At 44.8% G+C, this 23,972-nt stretch carries 21 protein-coding genes; 4 read left to right on the forward strand and 17 right to left on the reverse strand.

Features of this window, described 5'->3' with window-relative positions; translation table 11 throughout:
- On the reverse strand, positions 1 to 485 hold a 485-nt coding region (locus tag CVN76_RS20600), incomplete at its 3' end, for an HAD family hydrolase (RefSeq protein ID WP_100532856.1).
- Positions 486 to 822: 337 nt separating this feature from the next.
- Between CVN76_RS20600 and CVN76_RS32160 the strand changes: the two genes are divergently transcribed.
- Positions 823 to 1,620 (forward strand): peptidoglycan-binding protein, encoded by a 798-nt coding sequence (locus CVN76_RS32160; protein WP_100532857.1) that lies wholly within the window; start codon positions 823 to 825, stop codon positions 1,618 to 1,620.
- Positions 1,621 to 1,714: 94 nt separating this feature from the next.
- On the opposite strand, the gene CVN76_RS20610 is transcribed toward CVN76_RS32160, so the two are convergent.
- Genes CVN76_RS20610 through CVN76_RS20620 form a run of 3 tightly spaced genes read right to left on the reverse strand, consistent with a single transcriptional unit; the run spans position 1,715 to position 3,698 of the window.
- Positions 1,715 to 2,236: a GNAT family N-acetyltransferase gene (locus CVN76_RS20610; protein ID WP_100532858.1), complete on the reverse strand. Its 522-nt coding sequence runs from the start codon at positions 2,234 to 2,236 to the stop codon at positions 1,715 to 1,717.
- Between the two features lie 21 nt (positions 2,237 to 2,257).
- The gene (locus CVN76_RS20615; RefSeq protein ID WP_100532859.1) at positions 2,258 to 2,671 is read right to left on the reverse strand and encodes a bleomycin resistance protein; all 414 of its coding nucleotides are present in this window, start codon (positions 2,669 to 2,671) and stop codon (positions 2,258 to 2,260) included.
- A 19-nt stretch (positions 2,672 to 2,690) separates the two neighbouring features.
- Positions 2,691 to 3,698 (reverse strand): phosphotransferase enzyme family protein, encoded by a 1,008-nt coding sequence (locus CVN76_RS20620; protein ID WP_100532860.1) that lies wholly within the window; start codon positions 3,696 to 3,698, stop codon positions 2,691 to 2,693.
- A 269-nt stretch (positions 3,699 to 3,967) separates the two neighbouring features.
- Here CVN76_RS20620 and CVN76_RS20625 point away from each other — a divergent pair, with 269 nt between their 5' ends.
- Positions 3,968 to 4,417 carry a YfmQ family protein gene (locus tag CVN76_RS20625; protein ID WP_100532861.1) on the forward strand — a complete coding sequence of 150 codons (450 nt, stop codon included), beginning with the start codon at positions 3,968 to 3,970 and terminating at the stop codon, positions 4,415 to 4,417.
- Between the two features lie 530 nt (positions 4,418 to 4,947).
- On the opposite strand, the gene CVN76_RS20635 is transcribed toward CVN76_RS20625, so the two are convergent.
- The 9 genes from CVN76_RS20635 to hpaB form a co-directional block, all read right to left on the reverse strand.
- The gene (locus CVN76_RS20635; RefSeq protein WP_100532862.1) at positions 4,948 to 5,997 is read right to left on the reverse strand and encodes an aldose epimerase family protein; all 1,050 of its coding nucleotides are present in this window, start codon (positions 5,995 to 5,997) and stop codon (positions 4,948 to 4,950) included.
- A gap of 17 nt (positions 5,998 to 6,014) precedes the next feature.
- Complete coding sequence (gene galT / locus CVN76_RS20640) at positions 6,015 to 7,502, reverse strand: UDP-glucose--hexose-1-phosphate uridylyltransferase (protein WP_100532863.1); 1,488 nt, start codon at positions 7,500 to 7,502, stop codon at positions 6,015 to 6,017.
- A 129-nt stretch (positions 7,503 to 7,631) separates the two neighbouring features.
- Positions 7,632 to 8,804: a galactokinase gene (locus tag CVN76_RS20645; RefSeq protein WP_100532864.1), complete on the reverse strand. Its 1,173-nt coding sequence runs from the start codon at positions 8,802 to 8,804 to the stop codon at positions 7,632 to 7,634.
- A gap of 78 nt (positions 8,805 to 8,882) precedes the next feature.
- Positions 8,883 to 10,685, reverse strand: coding sequence for a glycoside hydrolase family 2 protein (locus tag CVN76_RS20650; RefSeq protein WP_100532865.1), 1,803 nt, complete (start codon positions 10,683 to 10,685; stop codon positions 8,883 to 8,885).
- 816 nt (positions 10,686 to 11,501) lie between these two features.
- Positions 11,502 to 12,491: a LacI family DNA-binding transcriptional regulator gene (locus CVN76_RS20655; RefSeq protein WP_061142747.1), complete on the reverse strand. Its 990-nt coding sequence runs from the start codon at positions 12,489 to 12,491 to the stop codon at positions 11,502 to 11,504.
- Between the two features lie 146 nt (positions 12,492 to 12,637).
- Positions 12,638 to 13,468, reverse strand: coding sequence for a carbohydrate ABC transporter permease (locus CVN76_RS20660; protein ID WP_100532866.1), 831 nt, complete (start codon positions 13,466 to 13,468; stop codon positions 12,638 to 12,640).
- Entirely contained in the window at positions 13,469 to 14,371 is a 903-nt protein-coding gene (locus tag CVN76_RS20665; RefSeq protein WP_100532867.1) for a carbohydrate ABC transporter permease, read from the reverse strand.
- An 81-nt stretch (positions 14,372 to 14,452) separates the two neighbouring features.
- Positions 14,453 to 15,724: an ABC transporter substrate-binding protein gene (locus CVN76_RS20670; RefSeq protein WP_100532868.1), complete on the reverse strand. Its 1,272-nt coding sequence runs from the start codon at positions 15,722 to 15,724 to the stop codon at positions 14,453 to 14,455.
- Between the two features lie 391 nt (positions 15,725 to 16,115).
- A complete protein-coding gene (hpaB, locus tag CVN76_RS20675; RefSeq protein ID WP_100532869.1) occupies positions 16,116 to 17,573 on the reverse strand; it encodes a 4-hydroxyphenylacetate 3-monooxygenase, oxygenase component in 1,458 nt (485 codons plus the stop codon).
- Positions 17,574 to 17,788: 215 nt separating this feature from the next.
- Between hpaB and CVN76_RS20680 the strand changes: the two genes are divergently transcribed.
- Positions 17,789 to 18,655, forward strand: a complete 867-nt coding sequence (locus CVN76_RS20680) for an SDR family oxidoreductase (RefSeq protein ID WP_100532870.1) — start codon at positions 17,789 to 17,791, stop codon at positions 18,653 to 18,655.
- A gap of 48 nt (positions 18,656 to 18,703) precedes the next feature.
- Here the strand turns inward: CVN76_RS20680 and CVN76_RS20685 are convergent, their stop codons facing one another.
- Positions 18,704 to 19,192 (reverse strand): hypothetical protein, encoded by a 489-nt coding sequence (locus tag CVN76_RS20685; protein WP_100532871.1) that lies wholly within the window; start codon positions 19,190 to 19,192, stop codon positions 18,704 to 18,706.
- Between the two features lie 312 nt (positions 19,193 to 19,504).
- Between CVN76_RS20685 and brnQ the strand changes: the two genes are divergently transcribed.
- Entirely contained in the window at positions 19,505 to 20,839 is a 1,335-nt protein-coding gene (brnQ, locus tag CVN76_RS20690) for a branched-chain amino acid transport system II carrier protein (RefSeq protein WP_157805732.1), read from the forward strand.
- Positions 20,840 to 21,412: 573 nt separating this feature from the next.
- Here brnQ and CVN76_RS20695 read toward each other — a convergent pair.
- The 3 genes from CVN76_RS20695 to sdaAA form a co-directional block, all read right to left on the reverse strand.
- The gene (locus CVN76_RS20695) at positions 21,413 to 21,940 is read right to left on the reverse strand and encodes a DinB family protein (protein WP_100532873.1); all 528 of its coding nucleotides are present in this window, start codon (positions 21,938 to 21,940) and stop codon (positions 21,413 to 21,415) included.
- 1 nt (position 21,941) lies between these two features.
- On the reverse strand, positions 21,942 to 22,487 hold the full coding sequence (locus CVN76_RS20700) for a GNAT family N-acetyltransferase (RefSeq protein WP_100532874.1): 546 nt from the start codon (positions 22,485 to 22,487) through the stop codon (positions 21,942 to 21,944).
- A 592-nt stretch (positions 22,488 to 23,079) separates the two neighbouring features.
- Positions 23,080 to 23,955 carry an L-serine ammonia-lyase, iron-sulfur-dependent, subunit alpha gene (gene sdaAA, locus CVN76_RS20705; RefSeq protein WP_061142739.1) on the reverse strand — a complete coding sequence of 292 codons (876 nt, stop codon included), beginning with the start codon at positions 23,953 to 23,955 and terminating at the stop codon, positions 23,080 to 23,082.
- Between the last annotated feature and the right edge of the window lie 17 nt (positions 23,956 to 23,972).

Consider the following 23,972-nt stretch of genomic DNA (forward strand, 5'->3'; position numbering starts at 1 on the left):
GCGACGGCTTCCGTCGGATCGATCTTTAACGTCTCAATTGCCTTTATATATAAATCAGGCGCTGGTTTAACCTTATCCACATCGTCTCCCGTGATAATGGCCTCGAAATAGTGTAACAGACCGAGTTTTTCCAAATAATGAGTGACCCACTCTTTCGATGAACTAGATGCAAGCGCAATTTTATAACCTGAATTCTTTGCTTCCTCTAAGTATTCCTTTACACCTTCACGTGCCTTCGGTGTCTTCATCTTTCCTTCATGCAGGCTTTTCGCTTTCGTTTCAATCTCCTCAATATTGTATCTGTCACCTAACTGGGATTTGAAAAATGCATTCAGTTCCGTATTATCCGTTCCGATGCATGTAACAAAACGTTCGAGAGGCAAGTCCGCTTCATAAAAAACCATCGTTTCTTTATAAGCTTCATACCAAGCCGTTTCCGTGTCTAAAATTAAACCGTCAAAGTCGAAAATAACTGCTTTTATCATCCTAATTCCCTCCCCTTGGATTGCTTGAGGACAAAGCCCAGGCTCCTTCCCTAAACGTACATGAATGCCTATCCTTATTCAACTGAACCGACCTCTCATTTTCGTTCCATTAAGAAGGATAAGGATTCTAAGCTATCTTTTCCTACTTGCATCGTTCGAATGCAAAATCCGCGATGACTAAGGATATCGTAGCCCTATCTCCGCCTCATTTCTTTCCTTTGCCGTTACATGTTTTAACAGTTCCTTAGTGCCTTCGCGGTGTTTTTCCTTACCTGCGCTAAAAAAGGGGATGGGTTAACGAATCGTTTAACTGCAGGAAACAACGAGGAGGATAAACATGAAGAAGATAATATTAACGATCCTGACGGCTTCCGTATTCATTCTAGGCGTTTGCACGCCAACAGACAGCGAAGCCGCAGCCGGGAATCGCACCCTTTCATTCGGAATGAGTAATAGTGATGTAAAAGAGCTCCAAGAATTATTAATGACCAAAGGGGTCTTCCCTTATCATGAAGAAACAGGGTATTATGGGCCGATTACAAAAGCATCGGTTAAGAAGTTCCAGGTGAAATCGGGATTGAAAGCCGATGGAATAGCGGGAACGAAAACGAATCAAAAAATTCAGGTGTTGCGCAGCGGGGATATGGGACGACCTGTAGCACAGCTGCAAAGGTTATTGAAAGCAAAGGATGTCTACACATCAACGATTGATGGCATCTATGGCAAAGGCACGAAGCAAGCCGTTATGAACTTTCAAAAACAACAGGGATTATCGGTCGATGGAATGGCCGGTGCACGGACCTTCAGTAAATTGAAGGAAACAGCTAGTGTGGCGAGTTCATCCGCCAAAGAGCTTACGGTCACAAGCACAGCTTATACAGCGAGCTGCCAGGGATGTTCAGGTACCACCAGAATGGGCGTCGACCTGCAAAAGTATGATGATGCGAAACTGATAGCCGTCGACCCCAATGTCATTCCGTTAGGCTCCATCGTCGAAGTCGAGGGGTACGGACAAGCCATCGCGGCAGACACGGGCAGCGCCATCAAAGGAAACAGAATCGATGTATTCATACCAAAGGAAGATGATGCGTTAACATGGGGAAGAAAGCAAGTGAAGGTCAAGGTCATCAAATGATCGATTGCTGATTCATCATATAAATCAATTACATAACGGAAAGGGCAGGCATGGAGGCAACTGTTTCCATACCTGCCCTTTTTTCTTTCGATCATCAAACCAACTTATACATCAAAATGTCATCCACGTATACATGATCATTCATCTTATATTCCTGGATTTTACGGCCTTCTTCAACGAACCCCATCCTTTTGTATAAGGATATGGCACGATGATTGGTGGAGAACACGCCCAAACTCACCTTCTCGATGAGCGGGTTCGCTTCTGCCCAATCCAATAATGCACGAAGCAGCTTTTCTCCGATTCCCAGCCCACGGTAACTGTCGCTGATCATGATGCCAAATGAGCCCTTGTGCGACATCCTTTTTCGTTTTTCAGATTGAAACACTATCCAGCCGATGACTTCCCCCTTCACTTCTGCGATAATGATCGTTTCCCTGTCATTTTCCAATAGTCCTTGTATCCATTCCCTTTGCTGCTGCTCCGTTTTATTGAACTCGTCCGATACGGCAATGAAATACTCTCCTTCGGAAATAACGGCTTGCTGTATGGCCAAAACCGCTTTCGCATCTTTCCCTTCAGCAGTCCTGATTTTATATGACAGCGTCTCGGACATCCTTCTTCCCTCCCCCATTTTTCATAGCCTGCTCCCAGCGGATATCATCTGTGAAAACCTTAGTAAATACCCATCCGGATCTTGCACTAAGATCTCCTTCACGATGACACCCCCATCAGCGCTTTCGTAATGATTGACCATCACATCCCTGAATAATTTTATTTCATGCCCTTTTAAAGCAGCCGCCATTCCTTCAACATCATCGATTTCAATTTGAAAGTTAACTCCTCTACCCAGTGGATACATCCATTCAGCTGTATTCCAGCTCCCGTTCATTTCTTCTATCATCATCTGTGCATCGCCTAATGAAAGAAAAGCGAATTTATCTTCCACACGTTCATATTCCAAATGAAATCCCAAAATATCAAGATAAAATTTTTTCGATTCACTAATATTCGTTACGGATAATTCAGGTACTAGTGCCTTGTATATCATGCCTGCTCGATCCCCCGTGTCATCGTGATGCCACGTCCAAATCGAAGTGAACGATCGGACGGTTTTCGATGATTCTTTTTTCGATCGTTCGAACCGTTTTGTTCCATTCACGATCCGAATTTTCCAAATCATATTTTTTATGAAAAAAATTATATAACGTAAGATCTCTTACCTTCAAAAATAAAGGAATCGTCTCGTAATCTTCACGTGCCAGTTTATTTTCCGTTTCATACCCCTTCATGAATGCCCTCATGAATTTGGCTGCATATCCATCCAGGTCTTCCACGCCTTCACGTTCCAAGCTCCCGATCAAATAATATAAAGGGATGGCTAAGTCGCTGGCGAACCAGTGATTGGAGCAGTCATCAAAGTCAAAGACGTGAATCCTGCCTTCATGGTAATGGAAATTCCCGTGATGAATATCGGAATGAATTAAGCCGAAGTTATCGCGGTGGACTGGAAGCGCCTTTAGTTTCCTGATGATTACTTCTTGCTGTCGCAACACTTGTTCCGGAGCATCAGCTTGATAGTGTGCAGCATCCAATAATTCTTCTTCGTGCCAGTCCATCCTTTGATAAACATTTTCAGGACTGTAGTCTTTTGTTTTTTTATGCAGCTGGCCTATCGTTTTTCCCCATACATAAAATAAATCCCCGTCATGATGGCCATCCGTTACCTTCACTCTTGCACCAGGGGCTTTTTCAAACAGGCAGCAATGAAACTCCGACCCATCAAGCCCCTTTACCATTTCAACCAGGTTATGGTCCCTTGAAGGAATGACCTTCGGAACCGCGCATCCGTCATTGTGCAGATACTCCATCCATTTTAGCTCAGCCAGCACTTGATCTTTTGCACGATGTGATTGATGGGTCAACCTCAGAATATATGGTGTTCCGTCGCGATAAACCTCAAATACATAGTTCTCGGCATCGCCCAGTTTGACCGGATTCCCTGTGTTCACTTGAAAATAACGCCCGGCCAACTCCACCATTTCAGCGGTGAAAATCCTCTCTATTGACGCTTCCATTTTCTTCACTCCCTTTAATGACGCAAAAAGTCCTACTTGGTTATACGATATCCATTCGCCTTTCTCCTTTTTTTGTCTCAGCTTTTTTTACTCATGAAAAAAACCTCCAGGAAACCTGAAGGTCGGGATGACCATTACTTTTTATTTTCCAGACTCGGTATCAAATGTGTACAATTTATTAACTTTGAGAGCTATTGTGCCCTGAGCTGCTTTAGCATGTTATCATCAATTCAATAATATATTATAGAATGTTACGGAGATGATGATAGATGACAACGACCGCTATAATTATAACCATTATTCTTAGTATCATTAAGCTACTGGTTTCCTGTCTTCCAACGAGTACAGTGAATTGGATCCTTAAGAAATTCGAACTTCATTTCGAACTCAACCAAGCTCATACAAGCTTGACGATCCAGGGGAAACGCTTGGAGGGCGAAGACAAGCTACATGTTATTAATCATTATAATGAGGCGAAATTCTTAAAGAAAAACCATATATTCCCGGGCAACGAACGATTGTTTTTGCATCCGGAAAATGGAGGAACTCCATTAATCTTTGATACGAAACAAGGTAAAAAAGACATAAAGTTACATGTCTTCATCTACCCTGACCACATCGATGTAGTTAAACAATACAAGAAGAAATTAGCTGCGTATACCCTGTCTTCCGATAGCCTCCAAGAACGTTCTATGCGATTAAGCAGCGATTTAGCTTAAAGAGTCAAAGTCGTCATTCAGGTATAGACAAGGGGAGCGTCCGATTTGGACGTTCCCCCTTTTTATGCCATTAATTGCTTCATTTCCTTGCCCAAGCTCCTTGGATTTCACTCACAATTTGCCCAATATGATATGCGTCGTGCATCGCTAAGCTCTTCAGTTCCAGTACTAATGGATTATCTTCTCCCGGGATCTGTCTGTACAAATCAAATGGAATGCATGGCCCCATCAGCCGGTTTCCAGATTGCCTCTTCAAAAGTGATATCCTCCAGCTCCATTTTCCATTCCCACCGGTTCATCCCTTATAATCCCTTTTGCCCTTAACGGACAACGAACGTTGCTTCAGCTAAAGAAATCATGAAGTAACAAAAACAAACCACCCTCGATTGGTGGTTTCATCATGCATATACCTAATGGGACAGAAGGACAGTGGCATCAAGGAATGGAAAAAAAGCAGACAAATTCCAATGCTGTGGAGTTTGCCTGCAGTCTGAAAACCTCCATGGGGTCCGCACTCCATGAGGAGTCATTTATTCGGTTGTGCCAAAACGCCACTTGGTCACAGACTTATACCGCTCTCCCTCACCCACAAGAGTAGTAGGGAACTGTGGATGATTGATGGCATCCGGGATACCTTGGGTTTCCAAGCACAGGCCCAGGTATTTTCCCGATTGCTTTCCGCGAATTTGAAAATCATCTTCTAATGAATTGCCGGTGTATAAAACGACCGAGGGCTGATTGGTTTCAATGATAAGTCTGCGTCCGCTTTCTTCATCTTCCAAAACGATGTCCGCTGAATCGCCCCCTCGTAATAGAAAAGGATGATCATATCCGTTTCCAGCCAAGAGGTTTTGCGGATGCCGTGATGTGATTCCGTCTTGTATAACACGACCTTTGCGGAAATCGAATACAGTCCCCTCCACATCCACAGCCTGACCTGTTGGTATCAAGCCATCATCAAGCTCCAGGAATTGATCGCTTTTTAACGTCAGCCGATGTAATGCGATTGACCGTTTCAGATTGCCGCTCAAATTAAAGTACGTATGATTTGTCAAATTCAAAATGGTCGGTCGATCACTTTCCCCTTCGAGCGTAAGGATGATTTCATGATCGTTTGTCACCGTATAAATCACCGCCAATTCAACCGTTCCAGGATAGCCTTCCTCCAGATGGTCGCTTAAACGGCTATAGCGAATGCTTATTGAGTCGGTCTCTTCGGTGATGGATACATCCCAAACCGCTTTATCAAACCCTTTGATGCCGCCATGAAGATGGTTGCCAAGATTGTTTTGGGCGAGTCTGTACGTCTCTCCATCCACCGTAAGCATCCCATTTTTAATCCGGCCAGCGTGGCGTCCGATCACTGAGCCGAAATAGGGGGAATGCTTCTGATATTCGGCAACGGTGTCAAAACCGAGTACTACATTTTCCGTTTTCCCATGTCGGTCGGGAACGAAGATGCTCGTGATTGTACAGCCATAATTGAGGCATGTTACCTCCATCCCCGCATCATTGACGATCTTATGTTCCACGATTCGCTTTCCATCCAATTCACCTAAAAAAGCTTGAGATACCTTCATTTCCCTTCTCCTCCATCCTATAGACCCAGACAAAAACGGCGGAATGCCTGTTGACCTTGCAGATCCCTTTTGAATACTCCGGCGTCCTCCAATGTCCTGAGGAATTTAACACCCAATTCTTTTCGCAAGATGCCTTGAACGGTTTCTTTACCAATGCTTGCATCATAGCGTGCCTTTATTTCATTAGCCCATGACGAATGATATCCCTGCACTTTTTTCGTTCCGCCCAACAAATAGGCTTCGATCTCCTCCAGCTCCGCTTTCAGCCTTGCCGGAAGAACGGCAAGACCCATCACTTCGATTAAGCCGATATTTTCTTTCTTTATATGATGCACATCACGGTGGGGATGAAAGATTCCATCTGGATGCTCATCATTTGTACGATTGTTCCTCAGTACAAGATCCAGCTCGAAATGACCATCCTTCCAACGTGCAATCGGTGTGATCGTATTATGCGGCGTCTCACCTGAATAAGCGATTATTTCCGCCCCTTCATCCGAGTATAGCCTCCACTTCTCGAGGATGTCGGCCGCCGCATCCATCAACTCTTCCTTGTTTTCACTTCTTAGACGAATGACTGACATCGGCCACTTCAAGGTATGGGCTATCACTTCCGGAAAACCGTCCATGGTGAAGCGGAATTCTTCCGCTGCGTTTTCCATGGCAAATTCATATCGCCCGCCTTGGTAATGATCATGATTTAATATCGACCCTCCTACAATCGGGAGATCTGCATTCGAACCAATAAAATAGTGGGGAAACTTTTCCACGAATTCCAAGAGCCTTGAAAATGTTCCTTTGGTTATTTTCATATCACGGTGCTCTTCTGAAAGAACAATGCAATGTTCATTATAATAAACGTACGGAGAAAATTGAAAATGCCAGCGCTCATCCGTTAATTCAAGCCGGATCGTCCGATGATTCGAACGTGCCGGATGGCCGATTCTCCCGTTATACCCTTCATTCTCGACGCAGAGAAGGCAGCGGGGATAGGATAGGGCTTGCCGTTTTTCTTTCTCCAACGCGATTTGCCTTGGATCCTTTTCCGGCTTCGAGAGGTTGATCGTAATATCGAGTTCACCAAATTGGCTTTCCAATTTGTAGTTGATGTTTTTATGGATATGCTTCATTTGTATATAATTGCTGTTCTGGCTCAATCGATAAAAATATTCTGTCGCCGCTTTCGGGTCTTGCTGATACTTTTCATAAAAGGTCCCATTCACTTCCGACGGTTTTTTGATGAGAACATTCATGATTTTACTGCTGAGGATTTCTTTATCGATGTCGAGATCACCAACGATGCCCTTTTCGCTGGCATAAACCGCCATTTCCTCAAGCAAATCAGGAATGGCTGCATTTTTCCGTTCCTCTGCCGCAAGCGGGAATTCCTCCAAATGAAGGATGGCCATCATTTGATTGCGCGAATAAATTTCATCCTCTTTCACCATCAAATTGAGCTGAACGGCCCGATTCAGAAGTGTTTGAATAGCTGTATATATGTCCATATAAACACTCCTTCGCTAATCTATTTTTCCTATCCTGGTGGATAGGTTCAGTTCCATTTCCATGCATCATCCATACGTCTACCGTTTTGCCTTTACAATCTCAGGGGACCGAGAGACGAGAGCGGACATTCAGATTCGTTTGGCTCCGTCCCCTATGCTTGCTACATAAAAATCGGCTTCATAGCCAATTTCTTGCTTATACCGTCCACCGACATCTTTGATAAAGGAATCCACCGCATTCGCATCGACCAATGCTATCGCACATCCACCAAAACCGCCTCCGGTCATTCTCGCTCCCACGGTTCCCGCTTGTTCCCACGCCGCTTCCACTAGGGTGTCCAATTCAATTCCCGTGATTTCATAATCCTCGCGCATGGAAAGATGAGATTCATCCATGAGGTTTCCAAAGGTGCTTAAGTCCCCTTCCTTCAACGATCTCAAGGCTTTTTTTGTCCGGTTGTTTTCATACACCGCATGTTTGGCCCGCCGCTTTAGCACATCATCTTCAATCAACGAAAGGTTGGCTTCAAATTCCTCTTCCGTAAGATCACCCAGGCTTTGGATATCCAGCTTACTTTGCAAAAGCCGCAATGCCTCCTCACATTCCGAACGGCGCTGATTATACTTGGAGTCTGCCAGTTCCCTTCTTTTGTTGGAGTTGATGATGATGATTTTATGGCCCTCGATATTCAGCGGGGCATACTCATATTCAAGTGTTTGGCAGTCCAGGAATATCCCGCAGTTCACCTTACCCATCCCGACAGCGAACTGATCCATGATACCGCTGTTGACCCCAATGAATTCGTTCTCGACCTTTTGTCCAAGCTTGACAAGCTCGATACGGTTAACCCCAAGAGCAAAAATCTCATCCAGAATGACCCCCATCAGCATTTCGAGTGACGCGGATGAAGAAAGACCGGCTCCATTCGGGAGATTGCCAGACACATATAAATCAAAGCCAACAGGAAATGCTCCCTGACTTTCCTGTATATAACGAATCATGCCTTTTGGATAATTAGCCCAATTATCTTCTGCGTCGAATTCCAATCGATCAAGAGAGAATTCGATGACGCCCTTGTTTGCGAAATTTTTTGAGTAGACACGAACGCGGCGATCTTCCCTAAGCTTGACGACGCCATAGGTACCATATGTGATTGCACAAGGCAGCACATATCCCCCATTGTAATCGGTATGCTCCCCTATAAGATTAATCCGTCCAGGCGAGAAGAAGGTGTGCACCCCCTGACTTGCCTCGATTGAAAATACTTGCTGAAACTCAGTTATTAACGTGTTTTTGTCCATGGGCCCTCCTTTATATATCCTTGATAAAATGAAAGGCCAGCGCAAAGCTTCATATCCTCTGCCACTGGCCCTTTTTCGTTAAGAGATCGTTTCCGGATGCCACATATCATTGATTTCCTTGATCTTTTTCAAGTCACATTTCGGTTTTCGATCATAGGTCAGGATCCCGTTGATTTCTTGCTCTACATCCGTTAGTTGGGTATAACAATATCCGTGAAGAACGTTGGATGCATAGACAGCTTCCATAATTCTTCGGTAGTCCCCTACAAAATCTTCTTCATTTACGACCGATGTATATCCCCAACCAGCTTCTTCCCCGACCTTATAGCCAATACCGCCGAATTCCGTCAAAAGGATCGGTTCTCCCTGATGGGAAAAACCATCGGCATAAATTTTTCGTTTCGCTGGCATGGAAGCAATGGTAGCCTCTTTTGTCGCCAACTCGCCTTTGTACGTTTCATATTTGCCCTCTTCATCCTTCGCACCGTGATTGTAATTGTGGATGGCGCAAATATCCGTTTTCGTAAGTTCCCAGCCGTCATTCGATATCACCAGCCTCGTTCCATCCAAGGAGTGAAGGAGGTGGTACATCGCCAACGAATGATGCTGCTGATTGGAATTATCCTTTATATGCGGCACGCCCCAACTTTCGTTCAAGGGCACCCAAGCGACGATCGAGGGATGATTATAATCTCTTGCTACCATCTCAATCCACTCTCTCGTTAAACGGGCAACCGAATCGTTATTGAACGAAGCGGATGCCGCACACTCTCCCCAAACAAGATAGCCTAGCTTATCCGCCCAATATAAAAAACGGGGATCCTCTGTCTTTTGATGCTTGCGGCACCCGTTGAAGCCCATTTCCTTAGCCAATTCAATGTCTTTTTTCAGATCTCCATCCGTGGGGGCCGTCAGCAGCCCATCTTCCCAATACCCTTGATCAAGGACAAGCTTTTGATAATAGGGCTTATTATTCAAATAAACCATGCCATTTTCCGTATGGACCTTCCTCATCCCGAAATATGTTTCCACCTCATCTAGTAACCTGCCATTCTCATCTTTCAATTTTATCGTTACATCAAAAAGGTTTGGATTCTCCGGGGTCCAGTTCCAGCCGTCATGGTGCGTGTTCGTTCTGAAAATTTTATGATTATGGAGGTTGAAGCTGCGGCTCGTATATCGTTCCATGATGCACAGACTATCCTTGACGATCCGTTCCCCTTGGAAGTTGATCTCGACGTCTACATGCTTTTCGCTGTAGTCTCCCGATACCTCAAATTCCATATGGATATTTCCATGATCGATATCCGGCGTCCATTTAAGGTTCTCCACACTCACTGGCTCGACCGGCTCGATCCAAACCGTTTGCCAGATGCCTGTCGTTCTCGTGTACCAGATCGATTCCGAATTTTCGAGCCAAAACTGCTTGCCGCGCGGGATCGTTTCATCCGTGGATGGATCCTCTGCCTTTACAACGACCGTTTCTTCCCCGCCAGTTAAATACTCCGTTATGTCATACTTAAAGTTTGTGTGACCACCTTCGTGAAATCCCACAAACTGTCCATTCACATATACCCATGATCGATAATCCACCGCTCCAAAATGAAGGTGGATCCTTTTTCCCTTCCATAGATCGGACAGTTCGAAATGCCGTTTATACCATACGATATCGTGAAGGCTTTTATCTTCAATGCCGCTCAGCTTCGTTTGATAGGCGAAGGGGACTTGGATTTCCTTGTCAAAAACCGCGGAATCCTGAGCATACCACTTTTGATCGGTACCAATTTTTTGATCATCAAAAGCAAATGACCAGGCTCCATTTAAATTCAGCCAATCCTTGCGAACAAATTGAGGTCTTGGATATTCCTGGCGATATGTCATGGCATTCTCTCCCTATAGATGATTGATTTCATTATAAAAAAAAGTCATTGCAATTATTGAAAGCGCCTACAACACTATTTTATATAATCAGTAAAATAACGTCAATAATTTTAGTAAAATTTTTATCAACCCTTTTTCTTTCCAAAACAAAAAACCATGGATGGATTCCATGGTTTCAAGCTAAAAGTAATGGGAGTTAAAGGTAATTGTTAAAACATCGTGATCCCGGAACGATGGATGCAAGACTTCCGGTTGAAGTGAAAAGAAACGGGCTAAGAACAGATATTCCATAGCTATGGGCAATGGAATGCTATCTTCAAATTCTTACAAAAGGGAATGAAAGCGGTAAATACGCGTCTACGTGAGACACCGCAGGCTGTAAGAGGCTGCTGAAAAATAACGCTTTTTAAATTTTCATCTATATACTGACAATAAAAGAAGCTAACAACCTATATGCAGTAGGTAATTAGCTTCGTTTTCTCTTTAAACAGACTTTTTCAGTGCCCACCTGAAAGCCGAGGAGGCTCAAGGACCGCCTCTGGATAAGGATCGCCTGTAGTGGAATGTAACGTTCGTTCTATAACCATCAGTTCGGTGGGCAATGAAGTTTCCATCTCCGTTTTCACGCAGAGTGGAATGAAACGGAAGGCGCGACACTCCTGCGGGAAATGCGCGTCTACGTGAGACCTCGCAGGCTGAAAGCCGAGGAGGCTCAAGGACCGCCCGCGGAAAGGGAGCACCTGCAGTGGAATGTAACGGTCTATGTGCACTCCTCAAAAAAATTGAAGAATCACGATTCACTCTGCATCATTTCACTCAGAAGCTGCTGCTCCTGATGATCAATTCCGTACCGATCAAGACTTGCTTGACGATTTTGCGGCCCATCACTTGCTCCATCACTAAATCAGCTGCCGTTTCCCCCATCAATTCCGTGTGCACCTTAAGGGTCGTTAGCGCTGGATAGACATATTTCGAAACACTGATATCATTGAGCCCAATGATATTGACTCGTTCGGGCACCGGTATGCCTTCTTCATGCAATGCACGTAAACAACCGATCGCAATCAAGTCATTCCCCGCAAAGAAGGCCGTAGGCAGTTCGTCACCGTGCTCGGTAATGGCCGCTTTCATTAATCGGTATCCGTCCTCCACGGAAAAAGTCCCCATATAGATGAACTTTTCTTCAAGCACTTGCTTTTCATTTCCATAGATTTTGAAGGTTTGTTCGCGCAAATCCCTGATATCGCCGGATTTGTCTTTATAGGACTCTTTTCCTCCTATGTATCCGATCGAGGTATGTCCTTTTTCAATTAGATAGTTAATGATCTTTTTAGTGGCTTTCTCGAAATCGATTTTAACGGAATCAAATGAATCATCTTCAAGACTATGATCAACGAGGACGATGTTTTCCGTAATTTCCGCAAGTGCAAGGACTTGCTCCTTACTGAACTTCCCTATTGCAATGATCCCTTGAATATTTTCAAGCTTCACTTCCTCAAGGTCATTATAAAAATATTTTACGAGCTGGGCCTCCAGTTGCTGGCAGCGCCTTTCGATTCCAAACCGGATCGACATATAGTATAAGTCTTCAAGCTCTTCTTTTTCTGTATACCAATGGATAATCGCAAATTTGGAAGGTGCTGCCTTTCGTATAGCCCGCCGTTTATATGATAACGTTTCTGCTGCTTCAAATATCCTTTTCCTTGTCTCATCCGTAACGGAAAGGGAATCGTCATAATTCAGAACTCTTGAAACAGTCGCAATGGAAACGCCAGCTTTTTCAGCTATATCCTTTATCGTGGCCATCCTTATCAATCCATTCTTACATAATTTCTGTATGTGCCTTATCTTAATAATTTCATATTATCCATAAAAAAGAAAGGGGATATTCCTAATGGGAATCGTAAATCATTCCGGGATACCTGCCCATTTCCCGCTCCCCTGCAATCATTTCATTTAATGCCTGTTTGGGTGACTCCCTTGATGAACGAGCGCTGACCCAAAATGAAGATAAGGATAACGGGAATGGTGGCAATCGCCGTTAACGCCATTAGCCTTCCTGGTGAAGAAACGAAGCTTCCTTGCTGCATGATGGCAATGCCGGTTGTGATGGTCCTCATTTCCGGCGAGCTTGTCGTCAGCAATGGCCAAAGGAAATCGTTGTAAATCGACATGAAGGTGAAAATCGCCAATGTCCAAATAATGGGGCGTGCAGATGGTAAGGCAATCTTGGTGAACACCTGCCATTTGTTCGCTCCATCCAAATGGGCTGCCTCCTCCAATTCCTTCGGGAAAGCCTTGAAGGATTGATATAAAAGAAACACGCCAAATGCATTGGCGGAATAAGGCAAAATGAGCACGGCATATGTATCCAATAAACCTAGCTGGTTGAACCCCATATATAAAGGTAAAAACGTGATCACCCATGGAATCGTCAATGAGCCAATGAACATCGCGAACAATAGCTTTTTGAAAGGTACGTCCAGCCTCGCCAAACCATATGCAGCAAGGGTATCGACAATTAACACGATCAATGTGCCTGCAATTCCGACAAATAGCGAATTTGACATCCACGTAAAGACTGGCGTATCCGAGCCGCCGCTAAGGCTATACGTATAATTCTCCAGCGTGAACACTTCCGGTATCCATTTAATTCCTGAGGTGAAGGCTTCTTGATCCGTTTTAAAGGAAGTAGCCAGCATCCAAAAAAGAGGAGCGATAAAGAAGATGGAAATGACAATCGCTATCGTGACTATAAATATCTTGAAACCTTTATTTCTCATTTACTTCATTGCCTCCTTCTTTTCCCTAGTCAGTCTAAATTGAACGAGTGAGATGATGATCATGATCAGGGCCATCAATATCGACATCGCTGCGGCATTTCCCAATTGCCGCTGATTGAAGCCCTCCTCGACAATATTCATCAGGAGGACCTGCGTTGATGTGCCGGGACCGCCTCGGGTCATCAAATAAGGCTGCCCATAGATATTGAAGGATGCGATGGTCGAGGTAAGGGTGACGAATAGCATCGTTGGCTTAATGGTCGGCAGCGTAATGTGAAAGAAGGTTTGCCATCTGTTGGCCCCATCCAATGAACCGGCTTCATATAATTCCTCCGATACCTCATTCAAGGCATTGGTGAAGATCACCATATTGAATCCTATCGTCCACCAGAGCGTAGCGATGATGATGGAAACCCAGGCCCAAGGGATATCCGTCAGCCAAGGGATCGCCGAAAGCCCTAACTTCTGGAGATATTGATTGATTAAGCCACTGTTCGTATCAAATATCCAAAGCCAGATGATGGCAACGATGGAAACGGATACAGAGTAGGGGATGAAATAAGCAGTTCGGAATAGACCTGTCAGTTTCTTTGGCAGGGCATTCAGCAGCAGTGCTAAACCAAGCCCGACGGCGACAAGTAATGGCACGCTGAAGAGGACGAACAAGAACGTGTTTTTCAGTCCCTCAAAAAATAAATTGTGCAGATAGGATTCAGAGTCAAAAATATTCAGGTAGTTTTTAAGCCCGACGAACTCTTTGACCGGATTCAGCAAATCCCAATCGTGCAAACTGATCCAGACCCCATATCCAATCGGTGCTATGAGAAAAACAGTAAACAAGATCAAGTACGGTAAGACAAATAAACTGGAAGTGGCTTTAGATTTCCACGATGTTCGCTGCATAGGTTTCTCTCCTTATTAATCTCTGCGGTCGATATAATAATAGGAGGAAGCAAGTGATATTCACCTGCCGCCCCCTTCAAGTCATTTATTCAAGATCTGGTCGGCTTTTTTCGTTGCATCATCCAACGCCTGTTTTGGATCTTTTTTCCCTAATAACGCCAGATTCACTTCAGCCCATAATGGATCTGAGATCTGGCCCCAGTTTGCAATTCTTGGGGCAAACTTGGCGTATTCGAACGAAGCGGCAACCTTAGGCTGTTGAACCATGCTTTTAAATTCTTCATTTTGTTCATAGATTGCCTTGGAAGCAGGGGCTTGACCTGATTTTGCCCATTCCAATGTGTTCTTGGCAGCGAATTTCAGGAAATCATTGATGGCGGCCAACTTTTCTTTATCTTTAACAGTAGCTGGTATGACAAAGTTATGACCATTTGCATATACCGCTTGTTTTTCCGTTCCTAATTGCGGCACTTCGGCAACCCCATAATTAATGCCTGCCTTGTCCCACTGCTCCATCATCCACGGTCCATTGAACTGCATCGCATTTTTGCCTTGAAGGAAAAGGTTCACTTCTCCATCTTGCTGAACATTGGCCGGGGACACCTTCTGCTTGTGGATAAGATCCGCCAGGAAGGTCAATGCCTCAACACCAGCCGGGCTATTGTAATCAGGCTTGCCATCCTTTAAGAATTCCCCGCCATTTTGATAGAAGATCGTCGGGTAAATGAACTGATTCGGCCAAAGAGTCGGCACGACATAGCCATATTGTCCCTTTGACTTGTCCGTTAACTTCTTCGCAAAACTGAGGAACTCCTCCCGATTCACCGGGGCTTTTTCAGGATCCAAACCAGCAGCCTTGAACAAGTCCTTGTTGTAATACAGAAGCAGGGGATGGATATCCAACGGGATTGCATATTGCTTTCCGTCCACTGTCCCGGCTCCCCAGGCCGTTTCGGAATAGTCCTCTTGTTTGATACCTGCAGATGCCACTGTCTCGCTAACATCTTTCACTAGATTCTTTTCCACATAGTTCGTTAGCTGATCGGTATGCATGATTAATAGATCAGGAGCATTTTTTTGACCGGAAAATGCTACATCGACCGTTTTATAATAATCCGATTGCGGAACGATTTGCATATTCACTTCATATTCAGACTGCGATTTATTATAATTCTCGACAATATTCTTCATTCTCGGGCCATCCGCACCAGAAAATGGTGTCCAAAATGTGATCTTTTTACCGTTGCCATCATCACCCGAGGTAGAAGCTTTATCTTCATTGGAACAAGCAGCCAAAGATCCTATCGCAAGCGCTGTTGCCAGGACAGCGCCGATTAGCTTTTTCTTTTTCATCTAGGTTAACTCCCCTTATGTTTATTTCGATCCACTTGAATACAATCATGAACGGATGACGTAAGACATCGTTCCCCTTCTATCAGCAACACACCTCCCGCTTTTGATGAATGCGCTTTCAAATACCGATAAAAAATTTTAAGTAAAATTTTTACTTAAAATAAATATATACTTGGACCTATTTGTTGTCAACGGTTTTTCCCACACCGAAAATAAAAATTCAGACAACTTTGAAAAAGGGCTGCCGTTACAATGAAGTCCGCTTGCCAATGCCAGAATTCGCCCGCCGCCATTGGCTGGCATATAAAAGACACTAAAAAAAGTAGTCCATCCAACACCTTAGCGATTGCGTGTTTTGGGCTACTTGATGTGGATATGACGAAAGGCCGAATCAATCATCGGCTAAGCGGTCAGTGGACGACAAAATGGATTCCACGCGTTTTACATAGGCTTTAGAATCATAGGAAGAATACAATTGGCTTGCAAGCCTGATTGGATCACCAAAGAAAAACCGTTCATATAACGTTTCTCTTGTACCAAATGAACTCATGCACATATCCCATGCCAAACGAAAAAGCTTAGTGCGATCTTCTGCATTTTTGGATGCGCCTTGCAAATATCGATCTAAATCTTTTCTGATCCCGGATCGGAAGGCATTTTCTGTTGGGGTCGTCATTAACCCGCTTGCACCTAGCAATTGAATGATTTCCGTAAACCTTGGATAAATTTTGGGAAACAAGTTACTGGCAATTTGAAGCGTCAATTGATCTGGCCTCATGTAACCCCATTCATCTACTTGCGCTTCCATTTCCGCTTTGAACAGCAAGGCTTTCATCGTCTCCAGGGCAACGATGATTTCGGTCGCTTTTTCTTGGACATGCTGGTATGCGCCAACATTTATCGTCTCGATGATGGATTGCACAATGCCTAGAATGAATTCAGTTTTAACGATCCGTCTGGCTACAACCTGATGCATGGTGAAAGCGGAAAATGAACTGGAAGTCATGAAGGTATTGGAGATTTCACTATTATCAAAATAAAATACCCGATCCCAGGGGACCAATACATGGTCAAAAACAACAATCGTATCCATTTCTTCAAATCTCGAACTCAAAGGATGATCGAATGCAGATTCCCCGCCAACAAAGGAATCCCTGCAGATGAATTTCAAGCCCTTGCTGTTGCTGGGAATGCTGAATGAAAAACCTTTATCCTTCCCCCCGAATCCTGCTGCCGACAAAACTAATATTTCATCCGTTATCCCGCCCTGTGTCGCCAATACCTTCGCACCGTTGATCACAATTCCCTCAGCATTTCTTTCGACGATTTTTGCTGCAATCGGCTCCTCCGCATTTTCAAAATGATAGTGGGCCCGATTTACCTGAGGATCAATAAATGTATGAGTGATCGATAAATCATTGTCGCGTGCATATTCATAGAAATTCGTTATATTTTCTGGATAACAATTCGCTTTGCCAGTCAATAAGCCTACAGAAGATGCAAATGCCATGATGACCGTATTCATATAATCCGGACTTCTGCCCATCATCCCATTGTTCAGCTTCGCCCAATCTTGAATCATGGTGCGCCTATTGACTAGATCATCGATTGTCTTTGGCTGTAAGTAGGACATTCCTACCGGTTTTCCCGTTAAGGGAGATAGATACGTCATTTTTTGTTTGACTCGTTCTTCAAGCTGGAAATCATATAATTTCCCTTGGCTTTTCATGACGCCCTTAAATGCAGGGTGCTCCGAAATCTTTCCCGTCACAAGATCTCCATCGAACCATACAGTCGTTTTTAGCCGGTCAATCCGATCAATATACTGATTTCCGTTTATAGCTGCCATTTTTCCGCCCCTTCCTTCGTGATATCATATTAAGCTGTATTTTTTTTTGTTACGGAAATTCGGGGTGATTCGGTGAAACTTTCATGATTGCAACATTCCCTCTCATGCTTGGTTTGGTATGCCCTTAAGCGAAACCCTTCCACACCCTTGATGTTTATCTGTCCTTTTTAACGGCTAAAGTATCCATACATCAAATCATATAAGGGGAGATTTTCTTGAATATATATGAACAGCAAAAAAACGGACAACCCGGTCAAACACAGCCAAGGCAGCCCGGCATCGAATCCGAGATGGATCCACTGCCGATTCAGCCGAAAGATTACAAAGGAAGCGATAAACTGAAGGACCGCGTCGCACTGATTACTGGCGGCGATAGCGGCATCGGGCGTGCGGTTGCGATGGCGTATGCAAAAGAAGGGGCCCATGTCGTGGTGAATTATTTGGATGAGCATAGTGATGCAGAGGAAACGAAGCAGCTGATTGAAGCTGAAGGCGTCCGCTGCCTCTTACTCCCAGGAGATGTATCGGAGGAAGCGACCTGCAAGGAATTGGTCAAAAAAACAGTCGACGAATTCGGCAAGCTGGATATCCTTGTGAATAACGCTGCGGTGCAATACCCGACGGAAAATATTGAGGATATCACGGACGAGCAATGGGACAAGACGTTCCGCACCAATATATATTCCGTATTCTACATGAGCAAGCATGCCGTCCCGCATATGAAGCAAGGTAATTCCGTCATTAACACGACCTCCATCAACCCGTACAGAGGACACGCTACATTGATGGATTATACGGCGACAAAAGGGGCAATCGTCGGCTTCACACGCAGTCTTGCCCAGAATGTGGCAAAGAAAGGGATCCGCGTCAATATGGTGGCCCCAGGCCCAATCTGGACTCCGCTCATACCGGCGACGTTCGACGAACAAAGCGTAGCGGAATTTGGCACGGAGGCACCGCTTGGCCGCCCTGGGCAGCCGGCAGATCACGCCGGGGCCTATGTACTGCTCGCATCTGATGAAGGAGCTTATATAACAGGACAGTGCATCCATATCAATGGCGGCATCACGATGTCTTCTTAAGAAGCCCCAAACGACCGCAAGCCTGATGCTTCCGGTCGTTTCTTTTTCCTAACACCAAACGATGATTCGATATGGCGTGGTTTGGGCAGGGATGCTTTTGGTGGCAGGTCCATAGATGACAATGAGATTTCGGTTTTCAGGAGATCTCGAAAAAGGTTGCCCATTTTGTAAAACGATTTGCGTGAACGGTGAAAGATTCAATCGCAATTGACCATCCCGGCTCTCCAATTGATCATTGAAATAATCCACTTTCACATTTTGATATGGACTATCCTTCACCATGATAAGTGCCCGATATTGCGGCGGGTAAATAAGAGGAACAGCCGCATTTTCATCATAATATCCAGTTACCCGATCACCTACCGACACCATTGCTTGGTCGACGAAGTACGTGCGGGGTGACACGACGAAATTCACGGATGTTCCCCTTTCTTCCACCGATACTAATTTATAGCAGCCCTCCCGCTCACCACTTTGTCCGGTTGGAAAATCACTGACCACGGTGACGATCCCATGAAACGGTTTAAAACTTATCATTACCCAATCCCTCCATTTAAACGTCCCAAAATGATATCCTTTTAATTTATGTGTAATGATTACCTATCGTTCATGATTGATTGCAACTTAATGGTATGAGTTGCTTTTAGATGCTCAAAATAAGAAAAGGAAAGCTGGAAACCAAGACCTGGGCATAAGATTTGGCAATAAAATTCAAAAAATATATTGAAATATCAATTTTATTTAGATATAATACGAAATGGTCTTAAATATTAGTTTGTCTACAATTTTTAGAAAATTTAATTATTTTTTAAAATAGTAAATTATGGTTAAATTCATGGAGGTTTTAATGTGTCTAATAAAGTGCCATCTTCATTCATAGTAGTGATCGGTTTCATGCTGTTCGCTTTGTTCTTTGGGGCAGGAAATTTAATCTTCCCGCCAATGCTTGGTCAATCGGCAGGAATGAATGTCTGGATTGCCAATGCCGGATTCCTGGTAACGGGAGTCGGACTGCCTTTACTCGGTGTAATGGCGCTTGGCTTTTCAGGAAAAGATGATTTACAGTCGCTAGCGAGTCGCGTGCATCCGGTGTTTGGAATTGTATTCACAACCGTTCTTTATTTAGCGATCGGGCCGCTTTTCGCAATACCACGAACAGGTAACGTATCCTTTGAAATCGGCGTGAAACCTTTCTTACCCGAAAATCCAGGACCACTACCTTTAATCATTTTCACCATCATCTTTTTCACAGTAACGTGTCTTCTTTCGCTCAATCCTGCGAAAATTGTCGAAATTGTGGGGAAAGTTTTGACACCGATCAAGTTAACGTTCATTGGAATTCTCGTAGTGGTCGCATTCGTTCATCCAATCGGGGACTTTCAAGCACCTGCCAGTAACTATACCATTCAACCATTTTTCAATGGATTCAAAGAAGGGTATTTAACGATGGACACACTTGCATCATTTGTTTTTGGTATCATCATCATTAATGCCATCAAAGCAAAAGGCGCCACAACAAAAAAACAAATCATGATCGTTTGCGGAAAAGCAACCGCTATTGCTGCCATCATCCTTGCAACGATTTATACGGCCCTTTCCTATATGGGAGCTTCCAGCGTAGAAAAGCTTGGACATCTCGACAACGGAGGAATCGTCTTGGCCAAAGTATCGGATTACTACTTTGGGTCATATGGCGGAATCTTACTCGGATTAATGATTACCGTAGCTTGTATAACGACAAGCGTAGGACTGATAACGTCTTGTTCGACATACTTCCATAAGCTGTTTCCAAACCTGCCTTACAAAACCATTGCGATCAGCTTATCGGTTTTCAGTGCAATAGTTGCCAATATCGGCCTGACACAGCTCATTGCCATTTCCGTACCTGTGATGACAGCCATTTACCCGTTGGCCATCGTGTTGATTTTCTTAACATTCTTCCATTCTCTATTCAAAGGGAAACCGGAAGTGTATCAAGGCAGCTTACTGCTGACCTTCATCGTCAGCTTATTTGATGGATTAAGCGGAGCTGGCATTCACATTTCATTCATCGATACTTTCTTTAATGCGATCCTTCCTTTATATGGGGCAGGACTAGGATGGATCATCCCGGCCATCGTAGGAGGAGTCGTCGGTTATGCCAGCAGCCTCATACGCCCGAGCCATAACCATCAAATCGACTAATTAAAAAAACAGCAAAATAATCTGTCCAGGATCCTGGACAGATTATTTTTGTTTTTATTCTTGTTTTGCTGCTGGCTAGATTTTTTTGCTGGGACGGATTCTCACCCGGTTCGGACGGATTATCGCGCGCTGGGACGATTTCTCTCTCCGCTCGGACGAATTATCTCCAGCTAGGTCGAATTCTCTCTCCGCTCGGACGGATTACCGCGCGCTGGGGCGATTTCTCTCGCGGGTTGGACGAATTATCTCCAGCTGGGGCGGATTCTCACGCGGGTTGGACGGATTATCTCCAGCTGGGGCGGATTCTCACCCAGTTCGGACGGATTCTCACCCGCTTCGGACGAATTCTCTCTCCGCTCGGACGGATTATCGCGCGCTGGGGCGAATTCTCACCCGCTTCGGACGAATTATCTCCAGCTGGGGCGGATTCTCTCTCCGCTCGGACGGATTCTCACCCGCTTCGGACGGATTCTCTCTCCGCTCGGACGAATTAACGCGCGCTGGGTGAATTCTCACCCGCTTCGGACGAATTCTCTCTCCGCTCGGACGGATTATCGCCAGTTTGATCCGTCGTTAGCTTTTTATTTCGTTCCGTAATTGTCTCAGTTGTTGAAAGATTTGTCCGCGGTGATGGGATTCGTGTTCAATCAAATGGTAAACGACCCATTCAGGTGTGACATCATATTTTTCAAGTATTCTTGGTTTACGCCAGTCATCCAGGTCCATTGTTTGGAAATATGAGAGGAAAACTTTGCGTACCCGGTTCAGGCGGTCCACGTGCTCTTCTACAGTTTGTCCCTCCACGTGGGTCAGGGAGCCATCCACTGAACGGCTGTCTGCCGGAAACAGCGCAAGTATTTCCGGGTCCCATTCCCTGACAAGCACTTCTTCGTATAACCAATCCGCCTCGACCAATGCAATGTGATAAAGCAGCGAGCCAATCGTTTGCCGTTCAGCCGACTTCGTATCGATCATAGCTTGGCTGACGCCGGTTAATTGGGATATGATGGTACGGCGTACATCTTCCAAACACCAGAGCCACCGCCCAATTTCTCCTTCATATCCCGGTAATGCAGTGATTCTTAATTCCCTTTTCTCCATTTCAATTACCTCCGCTTTCACGTACATTCTTGGCATCCAATACCAGGGCAGTGTGCTTCCATTCGTAAACCAAAAGCGTTAATGCTTCGCCGGCGATTTTGATGGGTTCCGACTTAATCACCTTCGCTCCAAATGCTTCATAAAAAAATCGGGATTTGTTTCCATCCAGCACTTCGACGAAAATCGAATGAAATCCCAGCTCCTCCAATTTCAAAAACAGTTTCTTCAGAAGCTTTTTGCCTATGCCCATTCCTTGAAATTCTTCGAGGATATATATGGCGGTTAAGTCACCGGAATCTGCAACCGGATTTTTTGCTCTTTTTCCGCCATTAATGAACCCGACAATCCTTCCATCGCCATTTTCTGCAACGTAAACGTGATTCCCTTCATTTGATATATTCTCTATCCATAAAGCCTTTCTTTTGTGGTAGGACAGTTTCGCTAAAAAATCGGTTGGAATGATATTTTTATAAGTCGTTCTCCAACTGTCTACATGCACGATCGCTATCCCTTCTGCATCGGCGACCGTTGCCTCCCTTATCAGCATATCGAACCCCCTCATCTGTATCCTTTATAGTGAAATTCGTTGAAGGACATGGGTATTCCTCTTTTCCTTCCTTATTCCATAACAAAACAAAAAGAGCAATCCTCAGATTGCCCTCTCGTTCGTTTATTCGCTTTTTGGCACTCGCTCTTAATTTCCCAAAAAAAGATTGGCTCTCATTCCCACAGATATACGCCTGCTTAGTAGATGATCCAGTTCCCGTTCTTGTTCAACCATTATCCGTTGCTCCAGTTTTTGAGCATATAGTGCATAACCGATCCCATGAGCCTGAAACATTGCTTTTTCCATTGCCGACGTGTACGTTAATTCGAGAAAATTGATGAAGAATCAATCCTTTCCAGTTTAAATTTCGTTTTCATCTTATCATTCCGCCCGATAACTGACAAAGTGACTCAGCCTTCATATTCATTGATAATCCAGATTCTCGGCCGCCTGTTCAGCTCCCGGAGCATGGAAACGCCGAATCTCTCTAATTTCCTCTATTTTCCTTTTTTTGTTTTGTGATGCATTGCTTATACAGGTATACAATGCAAAAACCCCCACTAACCACGGCTGTCGTTAATGGGGGGTGGATTTATTTATAAGACCCGAATATTTCCTCTGCCAATCTCCGGCCTGTTGGAGTAGCCGCAAGGCCTCCTTCTGCCGTCTCGCGAAGGGCGACTGGCATGGTCTGCCCAATTTTATACATCGCATCGATCACTTCGTCGCATGGAATACGGCTCGTTATGCCTGCCAGTGCCATGTCTGCTGCCGTTATCGCGTTAGATGCTCCCATCGCGTTACGTTTCACGCAAGGAACCTCAACTAAACCAGCCACGGGATCGCAAACAAGGCCAAGCATATTTTTCAATGTGATCGCCATCGCCTCTGCAGATTGACTAGGGGTACCGCCGGCTAGCTCCACAATCGCAGCTGCCGCCATTCCGCTTGCCGAACCGACTTCTGCTTGACAGCCTCCAGCTGCCCCTGAAATCGACGCGTTGTTCGCAACGACAAAACCGAACGCTGCCGAGGTGAAGAGAAATTCAATCATTTCTGCCCTCGTCGGATTCAATTTTTCCTTTACAGCAAATAAGGTACCGGGAACCACACCTGCAGACCCCGCAGTGGGAGTGGCACAAATCATGCCCATTGCTGCATTCACTTCGTTCGTGGCAACAGCCTTGCTGACGGCATCCAAGAGCAGATTGCCTGCGAGAGCCCTGCCCGTCTTCATATAATTTTGCAGCAGGACCGCATCTCCGCCAGTTAGGCCTGTAACGGATTGCACTCCCTTAAGTCCTCTTTCGACCGCTTGTTCCATGACCGTCAGATTCCTGTCCATTTTTTCAATGATTTGCTCCCTCGACAAGCCAGAGAACTCCATTTCTTGCAAAATCATGATCTCTGCGATTTTAACATTCTTACTTTCAGCAAGTTCAACCAACTCTGCTACATTCCGGAACATATCTCTACCTCCACATC

The sequence above is a fragment of the Bacillus sp. mrc49 genome (genome assembly GCF_002803435.1).